Here is a 20,747-nt window from a genome sequence, read left to right on the forward strand (position 1 = left end):
TCCAGAGGTGACGGCAACCCCGGCCCGGAGCCCGAGGAGAGGAAGAAGACCATGGGACGAGTGACCGTGCGGCGTCGAGTGCTCCGCATCCGTGACGGCGCGTCCTCGCACCGCCCGGACACCCTGGCCGCCGAGGAGCCGATGGAGATCCGCGTCGGCGGCCGCCCGCTCACGGTGACCATGCGCACCCCCGGCGACGACTTCGACCTCGCCGCCGGCTTCCTGGTCAGCGAGGGCGTCGCGCACGCCGAGGCCGACGTGGCCGGCATCCGCTACTGCCTGGGCGCCACCGACGACGGCAGCAACACCTACAACGTGGTCGACGTCGTCCTCGGCCCCGGCGTCGAGGCCCCCGACGCCTCCCTGGAGCGCAACTTCTACACCACGTCCTCCTGCGGCCTGTGCGGCAAGGCCAGCCTGGACGCGGTCCGTACCGTCGCCGCCTGGTCCGTCGCCGACGACGGGCTGCGCATGAGCCCGCAGATGCTGGCGACCCTGCCGGAGAAGCTCCGTGCCGCCCAGAAGGTGTTCGACAGCACCGGCGGTCTGCACGCGGCCGGTCTCTTCTCCTCCGACGGCGAACTGCTCTGCCTGCGCGAGGACGTGGGCCGGCACAACGCCGTCGACAAGGTCGTGGGACACGCCCTGCGCTCCGGGATGCTCCCGCTGCGCGGCTGCGTCCTGATGGTCAGCGGCCGCGCCTCGTTCGAGCTGGTGCAGAAGGCGGTCATGGCCGGCATCCCGATGCTCGCCGCCGTCTCCGCCCCGTCCTCGCTCGCCGCCGACCTCGCCGCCGAGAGCGGCGTCACCCTGGTCGGCTTCCTGCGCGGCGACTCCATGAACGTCTACACCGGCGCCGAACGCCTGGAACCGCAGCCCGTCGCCTGACCCGCCCCGGTGGCCGCGCCCGATACGGGCGCGGCCCCGGCCGGTACTACGCGAGCGGCAGCGCGGGACCGCCGGGCAGGCGCTCCAGGGCGCCGGCCACGTCCGTCTCGGTGGCGACCTCGGTCAGCGCGCGGGCCATCACCGACCCCGGCTGCTGGGACGTCGTCACCAGGCCCACCGGCACCGTCCAGTCGGGCTCCACCAGCGGCACCGCCCGCATGCCGTGCGGCACACCGAACACGTGCAGCCAGGCGTGCGGGACGACGCTCGCCCACCGGCCGGTCCTGACGTGCGCGAACAGCGCGGCCACGGAGTCCGTCTCCACCCGGGGCACCGGCTTCGCGCCCGCCTTGGCGAACACGTCGTCCAGCACCCGCCGGCCCTGCATCGACTCGTTCAGCAGACACAGCGGGAGCCGGGCGGCCTCCGCCCAGGTCGCCGTCGACTGATGCGCCAGACCGTCGGCCGCGGTGATCAGCAGCACATAACGTTCCTCATAGAGCGGAATGGCCTGGAAATGCCCCGAGAGTTCTTCCGGCAGATACGTGATTCCGGCGTCGATCTCGAAATTCTGGAGCTGCCGGAGAATGTCCTCCGACTGAAGATCCGCTATCACTTCCACGGTGACCAGCGGATGCTCCGTGCAGAACGGACCGGTCAGCAGGGAGACGGCCGCGGACGCGGTCGGCACCGAGCCGATCCGCATCCGCCCGCTCAGCCCGCAGCGCAGGGCGCCGACCTCGTCCCGCAGCGCGTCCCGGTCCGCGAGAATCCGCTGCGCCCACACGACGATGCGCTCGCCCTCCGGAGTGAGCCCCTCGTACTTGCGGCCGCGGCGGACCAACGGCACGTCAAGTTCGTCCTCCAGCTTCCGGATCGCCTCGGAGAGCGCGGGCTGGGAGACGGAGCACGCCTGGGCGGCGCGGGCGAAATGGTGCTCCCGCGAGAGAGCGACGAGGTATTCGAGTTGGCGAAACAGCACGTCATGGGTGTACCCGACCGCTGACCGAAAAGCCAATCGGCGCAGCGGCCCCGACCGCCCGGACCGCTGCCCGCCGGCGGCCCCCGGGGCGGGCCGCGCGGGCTTCGCGGCCGCCTCCGCCGCGTGCTGACCGTAGGCGAATTCACACCCTGCCGGACTCCCCTTCGGTATTGTCCGGCAAATTCACCGAGCGTAATGCGCGAGGGTACTCGGCCCTCCCTGATTTGCTAGAGTTAGTGATCTATGAAACGCGGCAACACCTCTCAGCTCACCGCTGGACTGGCCCGTGTTCTCTCGCCACGCGGCTCCTTCCAGATGGCCAAGGTCAGCGGGGCGCTCCCTTTCGCGCTGCGGGCCGCGCTCACCATGGCGCTGCCCACCCTGCCGCTGGTGCTGCTCGGCCACCCGGACCTCGCCGTCTTCCCGGCCCTGGGCGCCTTCACCATCACCTTCGAGCGCAGCCTCCCGCTGCGCCGCCGCAGCCGGCTGTGGGTGCTCGCACTGGTCGCCGTGGCGATGACGGCCGCCGTGGGGCTCGGCTCGCTGCTCGCCGTCTGGGTGGGGCCCTCCGGCCCCTGGAACCAGGGCCTCGCCGCCGTGGTGGGCATGGCCGCGGTCGCCGGACTCGCCAAGTTCGGCTGTGACTACGCCGGGCTGCGGGGCCTCGGGGCCGTCCTGATCCTGGTCGCCTTCGCCATCACCGCCGAGGGCACGCCCGCCCTCACCGACGTGCTGCCGCACACCGCGCTCACCGCGCTCGGCGCGGCCATCGCCTGGCTGGTGTGCCTGCCCAACTCCCTCCAGCCAGAGCGGCTCCAGCGGCTCGCGCTCGCCGACGCCCTGGAGTGCTTCGCCCGCGCCCTGGAGGCCGCCGGGCCGATCGAGACCTCCAAGGCCCGCCACCAGGCCATCGTCGCCGCGCTGCGCGCCCACCACGCGCTCAACGACCCCGACGACGGCGACGGCGTCCTCGGCCTCACCCGCCGGACCCCCGGACGGCCCGTCACCGGCTACTCCGCCGACTACGTCTGGGCCCTGCTGACCACCGACACCTGGCGCGACGCCGAGGGCGAGGCCGTCGCCCGCCACCTGCGCGAACAGGCGCGAACGCTCTCCGACCGCCGCTGGCACACCCTGCTGCCGCTGCCCGAGGAACTGCTGGAGCCGCACACCGGTGACAGCGCCCCCGGCCGCCCCGCCACCGTAGTCCCCGCCCCGCCCAGGACCCGGCCGCCGACCCCGCCCGCCTCGGCCGCGCACACCGACGGCAGACCCGCCGGGACCCGCGGACGGCGCCGCCGCCGGGCCGCCGCCTTCCTGCCGACCGCCGTACGGACCTTCGTCGGCACCGCGGCGGCCGGCGGGATCGCCCTCTTCCTCGGCGTCGGCCACAGCTACTGGGCCGCGATCTCCGCCGCCGCCGTGCTGCACTCCGTCAACGTGTGGAGCACCATGCAGCGGGCCGTGCAGCGCACCCTCGGCACCGCCATCGGGCTGCTGCTGACCAGCGCCGTCCTCTTCCTGCACCCCGGCCCGGTGACGATCATCTGCCTGATCATCGTCTTCGAGTTCTGCCTCGAGTACGTCGTCGCCCGCAACTACGGCCTCGGCGTCATCTTCCTCACCCCGCTCGCCCTGCTGCTCAGCGAGCTGTCCTCGCCGGTCTCCGCCTCCCGGCTGCTGCACGACCGCGTGATCGGAAGCGGCATCGGCATCAGCGTCGGCCTGGTCTGCGCCCTGCTCCTGGTGCACGGCCGGGCCGCCGTCCGCATGCGCGAGGCGCTGCACCTGTGCACGGTCGTCTCCGACCAGGCCGAGCACGCCCTGCACAGCACGGCCGGCCGGCGCCGGGTGGCCCAGGTGCAGCTGGCCGCCTCCGCCGTCGAGCTGTACGAGGCGAAGGAGGCGGCGAGCGGCGAACTGCGGCCCACCGGCGTCGACCCCGCCGCCGTCGCCGCCGCCGAGCACCGCGCGTACGACCTGCTGGGGCGGCTCAGCCGGGCCGTGCTCGCCGACGACCGCGCCAGACGCGGCCGGGGCCGCAGACGCCCCGGAGCGGCTCGGCCGTCGTGAGCCGCAAAGGCTCAGCTTTACTTCCATAAACCCCGCTGCGCCGCACCGGCGCAAAGCCACGCGACGCGAATTCGCGGGATTCGGCGCGGCCGATGTGAACAGGCCGCGCCGTCGGCGAGAATCCGCACGGCAAGCCGCCCGGAGCGTCTATGTTCGTCTCGCGTGCAAGCTGATCAGAAAGCAGGTTTCCATGACCGAGACACAGCCCGTCGTCGTTCCTCCGGCCAGGGCGGCGGTATTCCTCGTGGTCACCATCGACGAGGGCGGCGAGGACACCGTACGAGGCTTGCTGGAGGACGTGCAGTCGCTGCGCCGCTCCACCGGATACCGCGATCCCGACGCCCAGTTGAGCTGCGTGGTCGGCATAGGCTCCGCGGCCTGGGACCGCCTCTTCAGCGGGCCGCGCCCCGCGGAGCTGCACCCCTTCGTCCAGCTGGACGGCGAGCGCCACAAGGCCCCCGGCACCCCCGGCGACCTCCTCTTCCATGTGCGCGGCCGCCGCATGGACATCGTGTTCGAGCTGGCCCGGCAGTTCGCCCAGCGGCTCAAGGGCGCCGCGACGGTCGTGGACGAGGTGCACGGCTTCAAGTTCTTCGACGACCGCGACCTGCTCGGCTTCGTGGACGGCAGCGCCAACCCCGAGGGCGAGCGCGCCGCCGACTCGGTGTACGTCGGTGACGAGGACCCGGACTTCCAGGGCGGCAGCTATGTCATCGTGCAGAAGTACCTGCACGACATGGACGCCTGGCACGCCCTGTCCACGGAGGCGCAGGAGCGCGCCATCGGCCGGTCCAAGCTCGCCAACATCGAGTTCCCGGACGACGTGAAGGCCCCCGACTCCCACGTCGTGCTCAACACGATCGAGGGCAAGGACGGCCGCGAGCTGAAGATCGTCCGCGAGAACATGCCGTTCGGCACCATCGGCGACGACGAGTACGGCACCTACTTCATCGGCTACGCACGTACCCCCGACGTCACCGAGCGGATGCTCCGGAACATGTTCCTCGGCCGGCAGCCCGGACAGCACGACCGGATCCTCGACTACTCGACGGCCGTCACCGGTTGCCTCTTCTACGTCCCGACCGTGGCGTTCCTCGACGCGCTCCCCGCGGCCCCGGAGAAGAAGGCCGAGCGGGACATAGCCCTCAACGCCTCATAGCCCCAGCACGCCTGAATGGACGGCACCGGCCCTCTCGGAAGGCCGGTGCCGTCCGCGTTCCGGCGTGCCCCGACCCCCTGCCAGCGGACGCTGATCGGACCCAGGAAGCACTCATGTCGCCTCTCTCGCACGGCACTTCCCAGCAGCAGCCCGACGAACCCGCCCTCGCCGTCAACCCGTTCTCCGGCCAGGCGAACCCGGTGAGCGGAATGACCGAGGACCCGCCCAAGCACCGCCTGGCGGAACGGCCGCTGGCCCCCGACACCGCCTATCAGGTTGTCCGCGACGAGCTGATGCTCGACGGCAACGCCCGGCTCAACCTCGCCACCTTCGTCACCACCTGGATGGAACCCCAGGCCGGGCGGCTGATGGGCGAGTCCCGCGACAAGAACATCATCGACAAGGACGAGTACCCGCGCACCGCCGAGCTGGAGCGGCGCTGCGTGGCCATGCTCGCCGACCTGTGGAACGCCCCCGACCCCTCGCAGGTCGTGGGCTGTTCCACCACCGGCTCCAGCGAGGCGTGCATGCTCGCCGGGCTCGCCATGAAGCGCCGCTGGACCCAGCGCAACGCCGACCGCTATCCCGGCAGCGCCCGCCCCAACCTGGTCCTCGGCATCAACGCCCAGGTCTGCTGGGAGAAGTTCTGCAACTACTGGGAGGTCGAGGCCCGCCAACTCCCCATGGAGGGCGACCGGTTCCACCTCGACCCGCACGAGGCGGTCGAGCTGTGCGACGAGAACACCATCGGTGTCGTCGGCATCCTCGGCTCCACCTTCGACGGCTCCTACGAGCCCATCGCCCAGCTCTGCGCCGCCCTCGACGCCTACCAGGAGCGCACCGGCATCGACATCCCGGTGCACGTCGACGGCGCGTCCGGCGCGATGATCGCCCCGTTCCTCGACCCGGACCTTCAGTGGGACTTCCGGCTCCCGCGCGTGGCCTCCATCAACACCTCCGGCCACAAGTACGGGCTGGTCTACCCCGGCGTCGGCTGGGCGCTGTGGCGGGACAAGGCGGCGCTGCCCGAGGACCTGATCTTCCGGGTCAACTACCTCGGCGGGGACATGCCGACCTTCGCCCTCAACTTCTCCCGCCCCGGCTCCCAGGTCATCGCGCAGTACTACACCTTCCTGCGCCTGGGCCGCGAAGGCTTCCGCGCGGTGCAGCAGGCCACCCGGGACGTCGCCATGTCGCTGGCTCGGAAGGTCGAGGACATGGGCGACTTCACCTTGCTCACCCGGGGCGACCAGCTGCCGGTGTTCGCCTTCACCACCGCCGACCACGTCACGTCCTACGACGTCTTCGACATCTCCCGCCGGATGCGCGAGACCGGCTGGCTGGTGCCCGCGTACACCTTCCCGCCCAACCGGCAGGACCTCGCCGTGATGCGGGTGGTGTGCCGCAACGGCTTCACCCGCGACCTCGCCGACCTGTTCGCCCAGGACCTCGCCCGGCTGCTGCCCGAACTGCGCGACCAGCCGCACCCGATGGTCCGGGACCACCAGGCCGGGACCGGCTTCCACCACTCGGAGAACCGCGCGGAACGGTAGCCCGCAAAAAGGTGCCCTGTACAGGCAGTTCACCGTCGCCCCGCACCGCCGGCCCGCTCCCGGCGCCCCGTGGGGCGACGCCGTTCCTGGTCACGGGCGCACCCCCGTGTCCTAGGCTGGGGCGTACTCGCGTCATGTGCACGCAGCGAGTCGGCCTGGGACACAGGGAGTTGTGATGAGCCAAGACACGTCGGGACGACCCACCGAAGACGCCGGGAAGCGGGCCCCGGTGTTCCGGCCCTACCACCACCCGGCGGCCGGCTGGGGCGCCGCCAAGAGCGTGACGCGCTTCCTGATACGCGAGCGTGAACTCCTCGAAGGCCCCAAGGCCATCCAGAAGATGAACCACGAGGGCAAGGGCTTCGACTGCCCCGGCTGCGCCTGGCCGGACGACCTCAAGGGCCTCCGGCTCGACATCTGCGAGAACGGCATCAAGCACGTCACGTGGGAGATGACCCACAAGCGCGTCGGCCCCGCCTTCTTCGCCGCCCACACCGTCGGCGAACTCGCCACCTGGAGCGACGCCGCGCTGGAGGCCCAGGGCCGCCTCACCCACCCGATGCGCTATGACGCGGACACCGACACCTATGTCCCCATCTCCTGGCAGGACGCCTTCGAGCTGGTCGGCAGCACCCTGCGCGGTCTCGACAGCCCCGGCCAGGCGTCGTACTACACCTCCGGCCGGCTGGGCAACGAGGCTACCTTCCTCTACCAGTTGATGGCCCGCGAGCTGGGCACCAACAACCTGCCCGACTGCTCCAACATGTGCCACGAGGCCAGCGGCCGCGCCATGCAGGCCGCCCTCGGCACCGGCAAGGGCACCGTCGACCTGGAGGACTGGGAGAAGACCGACGCCCTGTTCATCATCGGCGTCAACGCCGCGTCCAACGCGCCCCGCATGCTCACCTCGCTCGCCGAGGCGTACAAGCGAGGGGCGAAGATCGTGCACATCAACCCGCTGGTCGAGGCCGCCGCCACCCGCACGATCATCCCGCACGACTTCGTCGACATGGCGCTCAACCGCGCCACCCCCACCAGCTCGCTCAACCTCCAGCCGCGCATCGGCGGCGACATGGCCCTGCTGCGCGGCATGGCAAAGGCGATCTTCGCCGAGTCGGAGACCAACCCCAAGGCGCTGGACAAGGAGTTCATCGACCGGCACACCTCGGGCTTCGCCGAGTACCGCGCCGTCGTCGAGGCCACCCCCTGGGCGGAGCTGGAGCTCCAGTCCGGGCTCAGCCGCGCCGAGATCGAGTCCGCCGCCCGCATCTACTGCGACGCCGACCGCTCCATCTTCAGCTGGTGCCTCGGCGTCACCCAGCACGAGCACGGCGTCGACACCGTCCGCGAGATCGTCAACGTCCTCCTGCTGCGCGGCAACCTGGGCCGCGAGGGCGCCGGTCCGTCCCCGGTGCGCGGGCACAGCAACGTGCAGGGCAACCGCACCTGCGGCATCGACCACCGGCCGTCCAAGGAGTTCCTGGACCGGCTGGCCGAGGTCTGCGAGATCGACCCGCCCCGCGAGCACGGCCTGGACACCGTCAACACCATCGAGGCCATGCACACCGGCGACGTGAAGGTGTTCGTCGGCATGGGCGGCAACTTCGCCCTCGCCGCGCCGGACAGCGCCTACACCTTCGACGCGCTGCGCAAGTGCGAGCTGACCGTGCAGGTCAGCACCAAGCTCAACCGCAGCCACCTGGTGCACGGCAAGCAGGCGCTCATCCTGCCCTGCCTCGGCCGCACCGAGAAGGACGAGCAGGCCACCGGTGAGCAGGGCACCTCGGTCGAGGACTCGATGTCCATGGTCCACCTCTCCGTCGGCATGAAGCGCCCCGCCTCCGAGCACCTGCTCTCCGAGCCCGCGATCATCGCCGGGATGGCACGCGCCGCGCTGCCCGACAGCGCCACCCCCTGGGAGTGGTACGTCGAGGACTACGACCGCATCCGCGACACCATGGCCAAGGCGCTGGAGGGCTTCGAGGACTTCAACCGCCGGGTCCGGCTGCCGCTGGGCTTCCGCATCAAGCAGCCCGCCCGCGAACTGGTCTTCCGCACCCCCTCCGAGCGCGCCGAGTTCTCCAGCCCCGGCCTGACCGACGTCGTCCCCGGGGCCGGCATGCTCAAGCTCGGCACGATGCGCTCCCACGACCAGTGGAACACCACGATCTACTCGGACGACGACCGCTACCGAGGGGTCAAGAACCTGCGCACGCTGATCTTCATGAACCAGGAGGACATGGCCGAGCGCGGGCTGAGGCTCTTCGACGAGGTCGACATCACCAGCATCGCCAAGGACGGCAGCAAGCGCAGCGTGTACGGCTACAAGGTGATCCCGTACGACATCCCGCAGGGCTGCGCGGCCGGGTACATGCCGGAGATGAACGTGCTCTGTGCGATCGGTGACTACAGCACCCAGAGCGATCAGCCGCTGATGAAGAACGTGAACGTAGTGGTGACGCCGGTGGCTTAGAACGCCGGTGGCTCAGAACACGGCGAAAGCGGCCGGTCCTTTTCCGTGAAGGCCGGCCGCTTTCGTGTGTACTGCGCTTTCAGGAACCGATCTCGATCGTGCGCCGGGTCGTCGCCTGGGATTTCGGCAGCCGTACCGTCAGGACGCCGTCGGAGAGATCGGCCTGCACGCCCTCGACATCGACGTCACCGGGTACCCGTACCCCGTAGGAGAAACTGCCGTCCCTTCGGCGCAGCGCGTTTCCGCTCGTGTTCTCGTCGAGCGAACCGTGAATGTGCAGTTCGCGTCCGTCGACCTCGATGTTCACGCTGTCCCGGGGAATGCCCGGCAATTCGGCGCGGACCAGATAGGCGTCGCCCGCGTCCTCCTCCTCGACCAGCGGCATCCAGTGCCGGGCCGGTTCGGCCGGCTGTGCGGACTGCTCCACCAGGCGGCTGACCTCGCCCCACAACTGCTGGAGTTCCACCACGGGATCGTGTCCGGCCCACCAGGCCGATCTCGCAACGCCCGCACGTTCGCTCATGCCCGGACCTCTCTTCTCCTCGCGTGCACATATATAAGGAGTGTGCACAACACCCTCGACAGCGGCAGCAAGGCTCTGGCAAACGGGTGGAGCGAGCGCGAAAAACCCTTGGGGGGCTTGCTTCCCCCGGTTGCGAGGCCCTGGACATCGCGGTTCAGTGAATACCTGATCCGTCGCGCACCAGGAGCTGCCATGTCGATGTCGTTCGGTTCACCGTTCGGTTCCTCCGACCCTTTCAGCGACCTGCTGAACCGGTTCTTCGGCATGTCACCGGCGTCATCGCCCCCCGCAGTGCAGCGAGTTCCCATCGGACGGCTCCTGACCGAGTCCTCGCAGGAACTGCTCAACCTGGCCGCGCAGAAGGCCGAGGACGACGGCACCTCCGACCTCGACACCCAGCACCTGCTGTGGGCCGCGACCAAGGTCGAGCCCAGCCGCCGCATCCTGGCGCAGGCCGGGGTCGACCCCGACAAGCTCGCGCAGACGATCAGCGAGGTGCTGCCCGGCGAGTCCGGCACGCCGTCCGCCGAGCCCGGCCTCACCCCGGCCGCCAAGCGCACCCTGGCCGACGCCTTCGCCCAGTCGCAGGCGGCCGGCAACTCCTACATCGGCCCGGAGCACATCCTCGCCGCGCTGCTGGACGACGCCGACTCCGGCGCCGGACGCCTGCTGTCCTCCGAGGGCCTCGACGGCAAGAAGCTGGCCTCCCGCACCGAGCAGGCCGCCCGGCACGACCAGGGCCGCGCCGGGAGCGGAGGGCCGACCAGCACCCTGGACGAGTTCGGCCGCGACCTCACCGAGGAGGCCAAGCAGGGCAAGCTCGACCCGGTGGTCGGACGCGCCGACGAGATCGAGCAGACGGTCGAGATCCTCTCCCGCCGCTCCAAGAACAACCCGGTCCTCATCGGTGAGCCCGGCGTCGGCAAGACCGCCATCGTGGAGGGCCTCGCCCAGCGCATCGTCATCGGGGACGTCCCCGAGACCCTGAAGGACAAGCGGGTCGTCGCGCTCGACATGTCCGGCCTGGTGGCCGGCGCCCAGTACCGCGGCCAGTTCGAGGAGCGCCTGAAGAAGGTCATCGAGGACGTCCAGGCGTCCGAGGGCGAGATCATCCTCTTCATCGACGAGTTGCACACCGTGGTCGGCGCGGGCGCCACCGGCGAGGGCTCGATGGACGCGGGCAACATCCTCAAGCCCGCCCTCGCCCGTGGCGAGCTGCACGTGGTGGGCGCGACCACCATCGACGAGTACCGCAAGTACGTCGAGAAGGACGCCGCCCTGGAGCGCCGCTTCCAGCCCGTCATGGTGCCGGAGCCGAGTGTCGCGGAGACCGTGCTGATCCTCGAAGGGCTGCGCGACGCCTACGAGGCCCACCACCAGGTCCGCTTCGAGAACTCCGCCCTGGAAGCCTGCGCCGGGCTCTCCGACCGGTACATCACCGACCGGTTCCTCCCGGACAAGGCCATCGACCTGATGGACCAGGCCGGCGCCCGCGTCAGGCTGCGCAGCGCGGCCCGCTCCACCGAGGTCGTCGCCCGCGAGGACAAGATCGCCAAGCTGCAGCGCGAGCTGGACGAGGCGGTCTCGGGCCAGGACTACGAGAAGGCCAACGACATCAAGGGCAAGATCGCCGAGGTCGAGAGCGAGGTCGCCGGGATCGAGGAGCGCCGCGAGGGCGTCGTCACCGTCACCCCGAACGACATCGCGGACATCGTCTCCCGCCGTACCGGCATCCCGGTCTCGCAGCTCACCGCCAGCGAGAAGGAGCGGCTGCTCAATCTGGAGGAGGAGATGCACGCCCGCATCGTCGGGCAGAACGAGGCCGTCACCGCCGTCTCCCAGGCGGTGCGCCGCAACCGCGCGGGCATGGGCGACCCCGACCGCCCGGTGGGCTCGTTCCTCTTCCTCGGCCCCACGGGTGTCGGCAAGACCGAACTCGCCAAGGCCCTCGCCGAGCTGCTGTTCGGCGACGAGGACCGCATGATCCGCTTCGACATGAGCGAGTTCCAGGAGAAGCACACCGTCTCCCGCCTGGTCGGCGCGCCTCCCGGATACGTCGGCTACGAGGAGGCCGGACAGCTGACCGAGAAGGTCCGCCGCCAGCCGTACAGCGTGATCCTCTTCGACGAGATCGAGAAGGCGCACCCGGATGTGTTCAGCACGCTGCTCCAGATCCTGGACGACGGGCGGTTGACCGACGGCCAGGGCCGTACCGTCGACTTCCGGCACACCGTGATCATCATGACGTCGAACATCGGCGCCCATCTGATCCTTGCGCACCAGGGCGACGTGTCCGAGATCAAGGACGACCTGCTGGAGGAGCTGCGCGGGCGGTTCCTGCCGGAGTTCCTCAACCGGATCGACGACATCATCATCTTCCACAGCCTCACCGAGGACGACCTCTCGCAGATCGTCGACCACCTGCTGGCGCAGACCCGGCGCCGGGTGGAGTCGCAGGGGCTGCACCTGGAGGTCACCGAGGCCGCCAAGAAGCTGCTCATCGCCCACGGCCACCAGCCGGAGTTCGGCGCCCGTCCGCTGCGCCGCACGATCCAGTCCGAGCTGGACAACCGCATCGCCGAGCTGCTGCTCAGCGGGCAGACCGAGCCCGGGGACACGATCGTCGCCGATGTGAAGGACGACTCGCTGCACGTCACCGTGCGCGGGGCGGGCGACAGGAAGTCCGGCAAGGACGACGACTCCGAGGGGAAGAAGGCGGCCAGGAAGAGCGCGTCCGGCGGCAAGAAGAAGGCCGAGTCCAAGGACGACGGCAAGGGTGCCGACACCAAGGACGCCGACGCGAAGGACAGCGGGGCCAAGTAGGACCGACGGCGGCAAGGAGACCCCCATGGCGCACCACCACAAGTCCAACAAGAAGGTCGAGGGCGACCCCGACCGCGGGCACGGCCGGGGCCTGCCCCGCCGCCCGGACGAGACGGAACTCCAGGAACGCACCCAGGAGGACCGGCGCGACGTCGGCCTGCCGGTCCGCGAGCAGGAGAGCCCCGAGCGGATCTACGAGCAGGAGAACGCCGAGATCGACCGCCAGGTCGACCGGGGCGAGGTGGAGACGGGAGACCTGACGCGCCGGCAGCGCGAGCAGGAGGACCCCTTCCCGCCGTCCCACTACAACGGCTGACACGGCGAAAAGAGCCTGGGCGCCTCCGACATCATGTCGGGGGCGCCCAGGCTCTTCGTCGTGCTCTCAGCCCTGGTCGCCGGGCGTGCCCAGGGAGACGACGACCGCGGTGGCCTCGCCGTCCGGGGCGTCGTAGCTGACCGAGTCGCCCGGGGCGCGGCCGAGGAGCGCGCGGCCCAGCGGGCTGTCGGAGGTGACCAGCTTCGGGTCACGGGCGTCGGCGATCTCGCCGATGTGCAGGGTGTCCGTGGTGCCGTCCGCGAACCGGACGGTGACCGTCGTGCCCACTCCGACCTTGTCGGTGGGCACCGGGCCCGCGATACCGGCCTGGCGCAGCCGGTCCTCGATCCGGTCGATGCGCTCGTCCAGCCGGTTGAGCTGGTCGGCCCGCTGGATCTCGTCGGCCTGGTCGGCGCGGTCCCCGACCTCGTCGGAGTCCTTCAGCGTCGCGGCGACCGTCTTGCGCTCCTCATGCAGATCGGACAATTCCTGCTCGAGCGCCTTGCGTGCGTCGGCGCTGATCGGCTCGGGGTCACCGGTCATTCCTGCTCCAGTGCTACAGACGGAAGTGCTGGACAAGTGCACCCTACTGGCGCGAGCCCGGTGCCGGGGGAACCTCGGGCACCCAGGGCCGCTGCCACGGCGGACTGCCCGCCACCAGGGCGTCCGCCTGGGGCGGGCCCCAGGAACCGGGCTGGTAGGGGTGGACCGGCGGGGGATAGGTGAGGAGGGGCTGGATGATCCGCCAGCACTCCTCGACCGCCCGCTGCGGGGCGAAATACCGGTCGTCACCCGTCAGGGCCGCGTACAGCAGGCGCTCGTACGGGGCGAGGGGCTTGCCGAGTTCGCGGGCGAAGATGGTGTCCAGCGGGACCAGCCGCCAGGCCGACTCCTCGTCCAGCGCGGAGAGTTGGAGGCGCATCCCCGCCTCGGGGTCGATACGCAGCACGATCTGGTTGGCGGTCACCCGACAGGGGTCGGGGAGGAAACCGAGCCGGGGAGGCTCGCGCAGGATCAGCCGTACCTCCGTCACCCGTACCGGCAGCCGCTTGCCCGCGCGGATGAAGACCGGCACCCCGTCCCAGCGCGAGTTGTTGATCTCCAGCCGCAGCGCCGCGTAGGTCTCCACGGTCGAGTCCGGTGCCACGCCCGGGAGTTGCTGATAGCCGAGGTACTGGCCGCGCACGTACGCGTGCACGTCCGCCTCCGGCATCGCGCGCAGCACCTCGATCCGCTTGTCCCACAGATCGGTCGCGCTCGGCCCGACCGGCGGGTCCATCGCCACCAGGGCCAGCACCAGCAGCAGGTGATTCTGGATCACATCGCGCAGCGCGCCCACGTGGTCGTAGAAGGAGCCTCGGTCCTCGACGCCGAACTCCTCGGCCATCGTGATCTGGATGGCCACCACGCTGTCCCGGTGCCACAGCTCGGCCAGCGCGGAGTTGGCGAACCGCAGGTACTCCAGCTCGATGACGGGTTCCTTGCCGAGGAAGTGGTCGACCCGGAGGATCTGGTTCTCGTCCAGCACCGCCGTCAGCCTGCGGTCCAGGGCGCGGGCCGAGGCCAGGTCGTGCCCGAACGGCTTCTCCAGCGCCACCCGCGCCTGCCCGAGCAGCCGGGCCGAGGCGAGCTGGTCCACGATCGGCGCGAACAGCGCGGGCGGGGTCTCCAGGTAGAACAGGGGACGCCTGCGCCGGCCCAGTTCCTGGGCGAGCCGCCCATAGGTCTCGGGCGCGTCGAGGTCTCCGGCCACATAGGCCATCCGGTTCGCCAGCCGGTCGAACACCGCCCGGTCGAGCGACCCCTCCGCCTCCTGGACCGCCTCGCGGACGAGGCCGGTCAGCTCCTCGTGGCTCATCTCGCGCCGGCCGACCCCGATCACCGGGCAGTCGAGCAGCCCCCGCCCCTCCAGCTTGTACAGCGCGGGGAAGGTCATCTTCCGTGCGAGGTCCCCGGTCACTCCGAAGATCACCAAGGCGTCGGCTTCCCAGGTTCCGGCCATCGGCGGATGCTCCTCACCCCGGCTGCGGGCGCGCGTGACGGCGCCCCCCTTTTCTCGGTTGTCCCGGTCTCTCGTATCGTCCGTGCCCCGGACCCGGCGCGCGACTCGGGGCGTGCGCCCCGGCGACTGTGCTCGCGGGGCATATCCGCATGTATGGTGTCCGGACCGCGGGGCAGGAGATCATCCGTCCCCGCACCGAACGTGCCCGACCACGCCAGAAGGAGGCCCGCATGTCCTCGAAGCGACGCCGGAAGAAGAAGGCCCGCCGCAAGAACGGCGCCAACCACGGCAGCCGGCCCCAGTCCTGAAGGACGGCCGCACCGGGCCCGGTCACCCCACCACGGGGCGACCGGGCCCGGCCCGTTCCCAGGCCGCTCAGATCCGGCTGCGGTCCCTGGCCCGGCGGCCGGTGTCGTCCCCGGCGGGACCGGAGCGCCCGAACCGGGCTTGAAGGGCCGCGTCGACCTCCTCGAAGGAGCGGTCCTTCGTCTCGGGCACGAACCGCGCCACGAACAGCAGCCCGCAGAGGCAGATCGCGGCGAACACCAGGAACGTCTCGCCCTGCCCGATCGCGGCCGCCAGCGGCAGGAACGCCTGGCTGACCGCGAAGTTGCAGATCCAGTTGGTGGTCGTCGCCGTGCTCGACCCCAGCGCCCGCACGGACGGCGGGAACACCTCGCCGACCAGCACCCAGAAGATGGGCCCGAGACCGCCCGCGTAGGCGGCGATGTACAGGATCATGCAGAGCAGGGACAGCTCGGAGTTCCAGCCCGCGATGAAGCTCAGGCCCAGCAGCCCGACCAGCACCGCCATCCCGGCCAGCGAGACCAGCAGCAGGGTGCGCCGGCCCGCCCGGTCGATGAGCCTGGTCGCGACGATGGTCATCACCAGGTTGATGACACCGATGAACACCGAGTAGAAGATCGAGTTGGAGGCGCTGAGCCCGGTCTTCTCGATGATCGTCGGCGCGTAGTAGATGATCGTGTTGATGCCGCCGAACTGCTGGATGACGGCCATCGTCACGCCCACGATCAGCGCCGGGCGCACCTTCGGGCCCAGCAGCGTCCGCCAGCCCGGCCGGGGCGCGTGGCCGCCGTCCCGGTGCCGCAGCCCGGTCGCCACCCGCTCCGCCTCGTCCTTCGGCAGCACCAGCGCCAGCACCTCGTGGGCCTGGGTCCAGCGGCCCTTGCGCACCAGCCAGGGCAGCGACTCCGGCAGCACCAGCAGCGCGCACAGCGTCAGCACCGACGCCGGGACCGCGCCGAGCGCGAACATCAGCCGCCAGTCGCCGCTGCCGGAGAAGGCCAGGTCGATCAGGTACGACACCAGGATGCCCACCGTGATCATGAGCTGGTTGGCGCTGAGCACCCGGCCCCGGATCGCGGTCGGGGAGATCTCCGAGAGGTACACCGGTACGGTCGCCGAGGCCGCGCCCACCGCGAGCCCGAGCAGCACCCGGCCGGCCAGCAGCTGCCAGTACGTCGGCGCGGTCGCGGCGATGGCGGTGCCGACGATGAAGACGGCGCCCTCCAGCGCCACCGCCTTCCGGCGTCCGATCGCGTCCGCGAGCCGGCCCGCGAGCAGCGCGCCCACCATGGCGCCGACCAGCAGGACGGAGACGATGGTGCCCTGCTCGGCGGCGGAGAGACGGAAGTCGCGGGTGATGAACAGCAGGGCGCCGGAGACCACCCCGGTGTCGTAGCCGAAGAGGAAGCCGCCGACGGCGATCAGCGCGGCCCAGCGGTAGATCTTCCGCAGGCCCTCCGGGGGCACCTGGTCGACCGGTCCGTGCGTGCCCGGTTCACGGGAGAAGCCCTGCATCTGCACGTCCTGTCGTCGTCGATTGGTCGTCGGTCCGTAGTCGGCCCGCCGTCGGTCACGAATGGCGGCCGGGCACAGCGCGGCGCGGGCAACGTGTTCCGCGCCCGGCCCCGGCGGAAACGGCGCCCTCACCCGCGCGGCACCGCAATCCTCCGTACGGCCCCGCAACGGTGGCCGACCGCTCTCGCGCGGCCGAGTGTGGGTGCGGTCGACGCCGTGATCTCCGCCCCGGAAGAGGGTTACTGTCCGGCCATGAGCGAACAGGGTGAACCCGGAATGGAACGAGGGACGAACGCGGGCAAGGGCCCCTACCTGGACGCCCGCGTGGGCTCCGCGGGTGGTCCCGGCGCGGGCGGATCGACCTTCACCGTCCTCGTGGCGGCCGCCGCCAACTTCGGTGTCGCCCTCGCCAAGGCCGTCGCCGGTGTGCTCAGCGGGTCCAGCGCCATGCTCGCCGAGGCCGGGCACTCCGTCGCCGACACCATGACCGAGGCCCTGCTCTTCGTCGCCCTCAAGCGCAGCAAGAAGCCCGCCGACGACGACCACCCCCTCGGCTACGGGCCCGAACGGTACATCTGGGCGCTGCTCGCCTCCGTCGCCACCTTCGTCGGCGGCGGCGTCTTCGCCGTCTACGACGGCATCCACGCCCTCACCCACGACGAGAAGCCCGGCAACCCGCTGATCTCCTACATCGTGCTCGCCGTCGCCTTCGTACTGGAGGGGCTGTCGCTGCGCACCGGCTGGCGGCAGGCCACCGGACGGGCCGAGCACTTCCGGGTGCCGATCCTGCGCTACCTCCGGCACACCCCCGACACCGCCGTGAAGGCCGTCGTCATGGAGGACTCCGCCGCGCTCGTCGGCCTGGTGCTCGCCGCCCTCGGCCTGCTCGGCGGACAGCTCACCGGCTCCGGGATCTTCGACGGCATCGCGTCCATCCTCATCGGTGTGCTGCTGATCGTCGTGGCGTACGTCCTCGGCCGCGCCAACACCGAACTCCTCGTCGGCCGCGCCCTGCCCAAGCCGATGCGGGAGGCCGTGCGCCGCGAACTGCTCTCGGTGGACGCCGTCCAGGACGTGATGGAGCTGACCACACTGGTGCAGGGGCCGGGGGAGATCCTCATCGCCGCCAAGGTCGACTTCCGCGACGTCTCCACCTCCGCACAGATCGAGTGGGCCTGCGAGGAGGCGGAGACCCGGCTGCGCACCCTGATCCCGGCGGTCAAGCGCGTCTACCTCGACCCGACACCCCCGCGCACGAGCGCGCCGGGCCTCCCGGAGTGACGGCCGGTCAGCTCGGCTGGGGCACCATCCGGTGCAGGCCCCGGCGGTCGTAGTAGCGGGTCGCCGCGAAGCCGAACGCCAGGGCCACCGCGAAGCCGATCGCGATCATCACCCAGCCGCGCTCAAGACCGGCGTCCGCACGGGCGTCGAAGTAGAGGATCGCCCGCACCCCGGCCGCCAGCTGGCGCATCGGCTCGAAGGAGCCGAGGAACCGGTAGAAGCCCGGCACCGCCTCCAGCGGCACGGTGGCGCCCGAGGACGGCAGCGCGAACGCGATGAAGACGAACATCGACACCAGCTGGCCCAGGCTGCCGAAGGCGGCGTTGATCGCCTGCACCCCGAGCCCCAACGTCAGCACCGCGCAGTACGAGAACACCCACAGCAGCCCCGGACGCGGGGCGTCCATGCCCAGCACGACGATCGTCGCCAGCATGATCAGCGAGGTGGTCAGCAGCGCCAGGCCCGCCGTCATCGCCATCTTCAGCACCAGCGTCTGGGTCCGGTCGATGTGCACCGTCGGGCGCCGCGAGTGCCAGGGGCCGATCTCGGTGTCCGCGTAGCCGAGCGCGCTGTCGACGCCGTTGTGGACGATGTTGCCGCCGATGAACCCGGCCAGCACCAGCAGCAGCGAGTAGTAGAAGGCGCTCAGCCCGAGCCCGCTGTGGGCGCCGATGGGATGGCCCACCTGGGTCCGCACCTCCACCGGGTCGGCGATCAGCACCCGGGTCGCGGCGCTCGCCCGCTGCACCTCGGGGGTCGCCGACAGCTGCTTGCCGATGCCGACGGACACCTGGTGCGCCGCGCTCTGCGTGATCCGCCCCGCCAGCGAGGAGGCCAGACTGCCGACGCCGGGGTTGGTGAGCGCGGTCAGCGCCGGGCGGGTCCTGGCATCGGCGGTGGCCAGGGCACCCACGGTCGCCGTGAAGTCCGCCGGGATCACCAGGGCGCCGTACACCTTGCCCGACGCCAGCTCGTCCTGCGCCCTGGCCCGGGACATCGGGCGCCAGCGGACCCGGCCGTCGGAGGAGCCCGAGGACAGGATGGAACGGGCGGCCTGCGTGCCGACGTTGGCCTGTTGGCCCGGCAGCGGCTTGCCCGTGTCCTGGTTCACCAGCGCCACCGGCATCCGGTGCAGGCTGCCCTCCGGGGTCAGGATGCCGCCCATGTACAGCAGCGACAGCACCAGCGCGACCAGCGAGCTGAGCACGGCGGGCATCAGCCACAGCTTCCACCGCCCCAGCAACTGCCCCGCGCCCACCCATGGTCCGGACGCGTGCGGGGGCATCCCGGAAGCCATACCACTCCAAGAGGTGCAGTCGGCGGCAACCGCCGAACGGGCTGCGGCGAGCGGCCCGCACCAGCACGTTCGGCCGCCGGACCGCACCGCCTGCGGACGCAAGCCGACGATAGGTCCCGCACGCCGAAACGTCCCGCCACCACACCGGCCGGCCACTTTGGATGACCGGCGCGGACGGACCTCGTAAGGTGACCCCTCCAGCGCATCCGGTCCCCCCACCGAAGGGACCGCCGCCGCCGTGATCCCCGAGCCCCCCGAGCACCGCCCCTACGTCGTCATCGGCGGCACCAGCCTCGCCCGCACCGTCTCCGGCGAACTGGAACGGCTGCTGCCGCAGTGCGACGTCACCTCGCCCGCCGAACCGGCCGCCCCCGCCCTCGCCGGCCCCTGCGTCGACGCCGGCCACCTCGCGCTGCGCCGGTGCGACGACGGCGTACGGGCCGTGCGCACCCGGGGTGAACTGCCGTGCGTGGAGCAGTGGCTGCCGGACCGGCGCGGGCCCTGGCGACGGCTGGAGAAGCTGGCCGCGCAACTGCGGCCGCACGACGCGGGCGCCCGGCTGCTGCTGTTCGGCCTCTGCGGCATCCTCACCGTGCTGCTCGCCGACTGGTCCTGGATGTTCGCCCACGGTCACCCGCCCGCCGAGGCGTTCTTCCACGCCGCCCGGGTCGGCCCCGCCACCGCAGGGGAGGACGAGACCGGCCACCAGATCGCCTCCGGGCGTCCGGGGCGACACCGCGCCCGCCGCCGCGTCCTCCTGGTGACGAGGCGCGAGTCCCACGTGTCCCTTCTGTCTTTCGGGGGGCGTACCGCCCCGTCGCTCGCTAGCGTGTTGCCCAGTTCGGACCGCTCCGCCGACGGAAGGGACCTCCCATGGGCCGACGCAAGGATCTCGGACTGCTGGCCGTACGCCTCGGCACCGGGGGCGTGCTCGCCGCCCATGGCGCGCAGAAACTGCTCGGCTGGTTCGGCGGCGGAGGGATCGCGGGCACGGGCAAGTTCATGGAGTCCGTGGGCTTCCGGCCCGGGAAGGCGAGCGCCGTCGCGTCCGGGTCGGCCGAGCTGGGCGGCGGGCTGCTGCTCGCGCTCGGTCTCGCCACGCCCGCCGCCGGTGCCGCCGTGGCCGGGGGCATGGGCGGTGCCGTCTCCGTGCACCGTCCCAACGGGTTCTTCGCCACCGCGGGCGGCTTCGAGTACCCGGCGTACCTCGGCTACATCGCCACCTGTGTCGGCGTGACGGGGCCCGGCCGCTACTCCCTGGACCGGCTCATCGGCTACCGGCTCGACCGGCCCCGGCTGGTCCTGCTCTCCTTCGCGCTGAGCGCCGCCGGCACCGCCGTGGTCGTCGCCCGGCGGGAGCGGGTGCTGTCGGCACAGCGGCGCGAGGAGACGGCGCCGGCCACTCCGGCTCCCTGACGGGGTCGCATCTGCGAGCTCGATTCCGATTACCGCCTGGAGAATGCGGCGCGGAACTCGGTCACGAAGACCGGATTCCGTGCCGTTCGTTGTTATCGGCAGATCTTTTCCGGAAGCCTTGTGGAGGAATTCCCGAGCTT

At 71.2% G+C, this 20,747-nt stretch carries 16 protein-coding genes; 10 read left to right on the forward strand and 6 right to left on the reverse strand.

All coding sequences use genetic code 11. The annotated features are described in order from the left end of the window. The first annotated feature begins 51 nt into the window (after window positions 1-51). Entirely contained in the window at window positions 52-888 is an 837-nt protein-coding gene (fdhD, locus tag D0Z67_RS28360) for a formate dehydrogenase accessory sulfurtransferase FdhD (protein ID WP_031179461.1), read from the forward strand. A 46-nt stretch (window positions 889-934) separates the two neighbouring features. On the opposite strand, the gene D0Z67_RS28365 is transcribed toward fdhD, so the two are convergent. After that, entirely contained in the window at window positions 935-1,870 is a 936-nt protein-coding gene (locus D0Z67_RS28365) for a LysR family transcriptional regulator (RefSeq protein WP_031179462.1), read from the reverse strand. Window positions 1,871-2,113: 243 nt separating this feature from the next. Here D0Z67_RS28365 and D0Z67_RS28370 point away from each other — a divergent pair, with 243 nt between their 5' ends. The 4 genes from D0Z67_RS28370 to D0Z67_RS28385 all read left to right on the forward strand — a co-directional run bounded on the left by D0Z67_RS28370 (window position 2,114) and on the right by D0Z67_RS28385 (window position 9,128). Then, entirely contained in the window at window positions 2,114-3,943 is a 1,830-nt protein-coding gene (locus D0Z67_RS28370; protein ID WP_078873046.1) for an FUSC family protein, read from the forward strand. Window positions 3,944-4,133: 190 nt separating this feature from the next. After that, entirely contained in the window at window positions 4,134-5,102 is a 969-nt protein-coding gene (locus D0Z67_RS28375) for a Dyp-type peroxidase (protein ID WP_031179464.1), read from the forward strand. Between the two features lie 113 nt (window positions 5,103-5,215). Continuing rightward, window positions 5,216-6,655, forward strand: a complete 1,440-nt coding sequence (gene gad / locus D0Z67_RS28380) for a glutamate decarboxylase (RefSeq protein WP_031179465.1) — start codon at window positions 5,216-5,218, stop codon at window positions 6,653-6,655. A 175-nt stretch (window positions 6,656-6,830) separates the two neighbouring features. Continuing rightward, window positions 6,831-9,128: an FdhF/YdeP family oxidoreductase gene (locus D0Z67_RS28385; RefSeq protein ID WP_031179466.1), complete on the forward strand. Its 2,298-nt coding sequence runs from the start codon at window positions 6,831-6,833 to the stop codon at window positions 9,126-9,128. 79 nt (window positions 9,129-9,207) lie between these two features. Here D0Z67_RS28385 and D0Z67_RS28390 read toward each other — a convergent pair whose 3' ends face one another. Continuing rightward, window positions 9,208-9,651: an Hsp20/alpha crystallin family protein gene (locus D0Z67_RS28390; protein ID WP_031179467.1), complete on the reverse strand. Its 444-nt coding sequence runs from the start codon at window positions 9,649-9,651 to the stop codon at window positions 9,208-9,210. A 192-nt stretch (window positions 9,652-9,843) separates the two neighbouring features. Here D0Z67_RS28390 and D0Z67_RS28395 point away from each other — a divergent pair, with 192 nt between their 5' ends. Both D0Z67_RS28395 and D0Z67_RS28400 read left to right on the forward strand, forming a co-directional pair. Next, window positions 9,844-12,474 (forward strand): ATP-dependent Clp protease ATP-binding subunit, encoded by a 2,631-nt coding sequence (locus D0Z67_RS28395; protein WP_051887466.1) that lies wholly within the window; start codon window positions 9,844-9,846, stop codon window positions 12,472-12,474. 25 nt (window positions 12,475-12,499) lie between these two features. Then, window positions 12,500-12,790: a hypothetical protein gene (locus D0Z67_RS28400; RefSeq protein WP_031179469.1), complete on the forward strand. Its 291-nt coding sequence runs from the start codon at window positions 12,500-12,502 to the stop codon at window positions 12,788-12,790. A 66-nt stretch (window positions 12,791-12,856) separates the two neighbouring features. Here D0Z67_RS28400 and D0Z67_RS28405 read toward each other — a convergent pair whose 3' ends face one another. Further along, a complete protein-coding gene (locus tag D0Z67_RS28405) occupies window positions 12,857-13,333 on the reverse strand; it encodes a GreA/GreB family elongation factor (protein ID WP_031179470.1) in 477 nt (158 codons plus the stop codon). 43 nt (window positions 13,334-13,376) lie between these two features. Further along, the gene (locus tag D0Z67_RS28410) at window positions 13,377-14,792 is read right to left on the reverse strand and encodes a glucose-6-phosphate dehydrogenase (protein WP_031179471.1); all 1,416 of its coding nucleotides are present in this window, start codon (window positions 14,790-14,792) and stop codon (window positions 13,377-13,379) included. 230 nt (window positions 14,793-15,022) lie between these two features. On the opposite strand from D0Z67_RS28410, the gene D0Z67_RS30630 reads away from it, so the two are divergent. Next, the gene (locus D0Z67_RS30630) at window positions 15,023-15,100 is read left to right on the forward strand and encodes a 50S ribosomal protein bL37 (protein ID WP_370443954.1); all 78 of its coding nucleotides are present in this window, start codon (window positions 15,023-15,025) and stop codon (window positions 15,098-15,100) included. A gap of 67 nt (window positions 15,101-15,167) precedes the next feature. Here the strand turns inward: D0Z67_RS30630 and D0Z67_RS28415 are convergent, their stop codons facing one another. Then, window positions 15,168-16,613: a sugar porter family MFS transporter gene (locus D0Z67_RS28415; protein WP_031179472.1), complete on the reverse strand. Its 1,446-nt coding sequence runs from the start codon at window positions 16,611-16,613 to the stop codon at window positions 15,168-15,170. 252 nt (window positions 16,614-16,865) lie between these two features. On the opposite strand from D0Z67_RS28415, the gene D0Z67_RS28420 reads away from it, so the two are divergent. Further along, a complete protein-coding gene (locus D0Z67_RS28420; protein ID WP_234312608.1) occupies window positions 16,866-17,894 on the forward strand; it encodes a cation diffusion facilitator family transporter in 1,029 nt (342 codons plus the stop codon). Window positions 17,895-17,901: 7 nt separating this feature from the next. Here the strand turns inward: D0Z67_RS28420 and D0Z67_RS28425 are convergent, their stop codons facing one another. Next, the gene (locus D0Z67_RS28425) at window positions 17,902-19,191 is read right to left on the reverse strand and encodes a YhgE/Pip domain-containing protein (protein WP_031179474.1); all 1,290 of its coding nucleotides are present in this window, start codon (window positions 19,189-19,191) and stop codon (window positions 17,902-17,904) included. A gap of 873 nt (window positions 19,192-20,064) precedes the next feature. Between D0Z67_RS28425 and D0Z67_RS28435 the strand changes: the two genes are divergently transcribed. Beyond that, a complete protein-coding gene (locus tag D0Z67_RS28435) occupies window positions 20,065-20,607 on the forward strand; it encodes a DoxX family protein (protein WP_031179475.1) in 543 nt (180 codons plus the stop codon). Window positions 20,608-20,747: the final 140 nt, after the last annotated feature.

This window comes from Streptomyces seoulensis, from assembly GCF_004328625.1.
Classification (GTDB): Bacteria; Actinomycetota; Actinomycetes; order Streptomycetales; family Streptomycetaceae; genus Streptomyces; species Streptomyces seoulensis.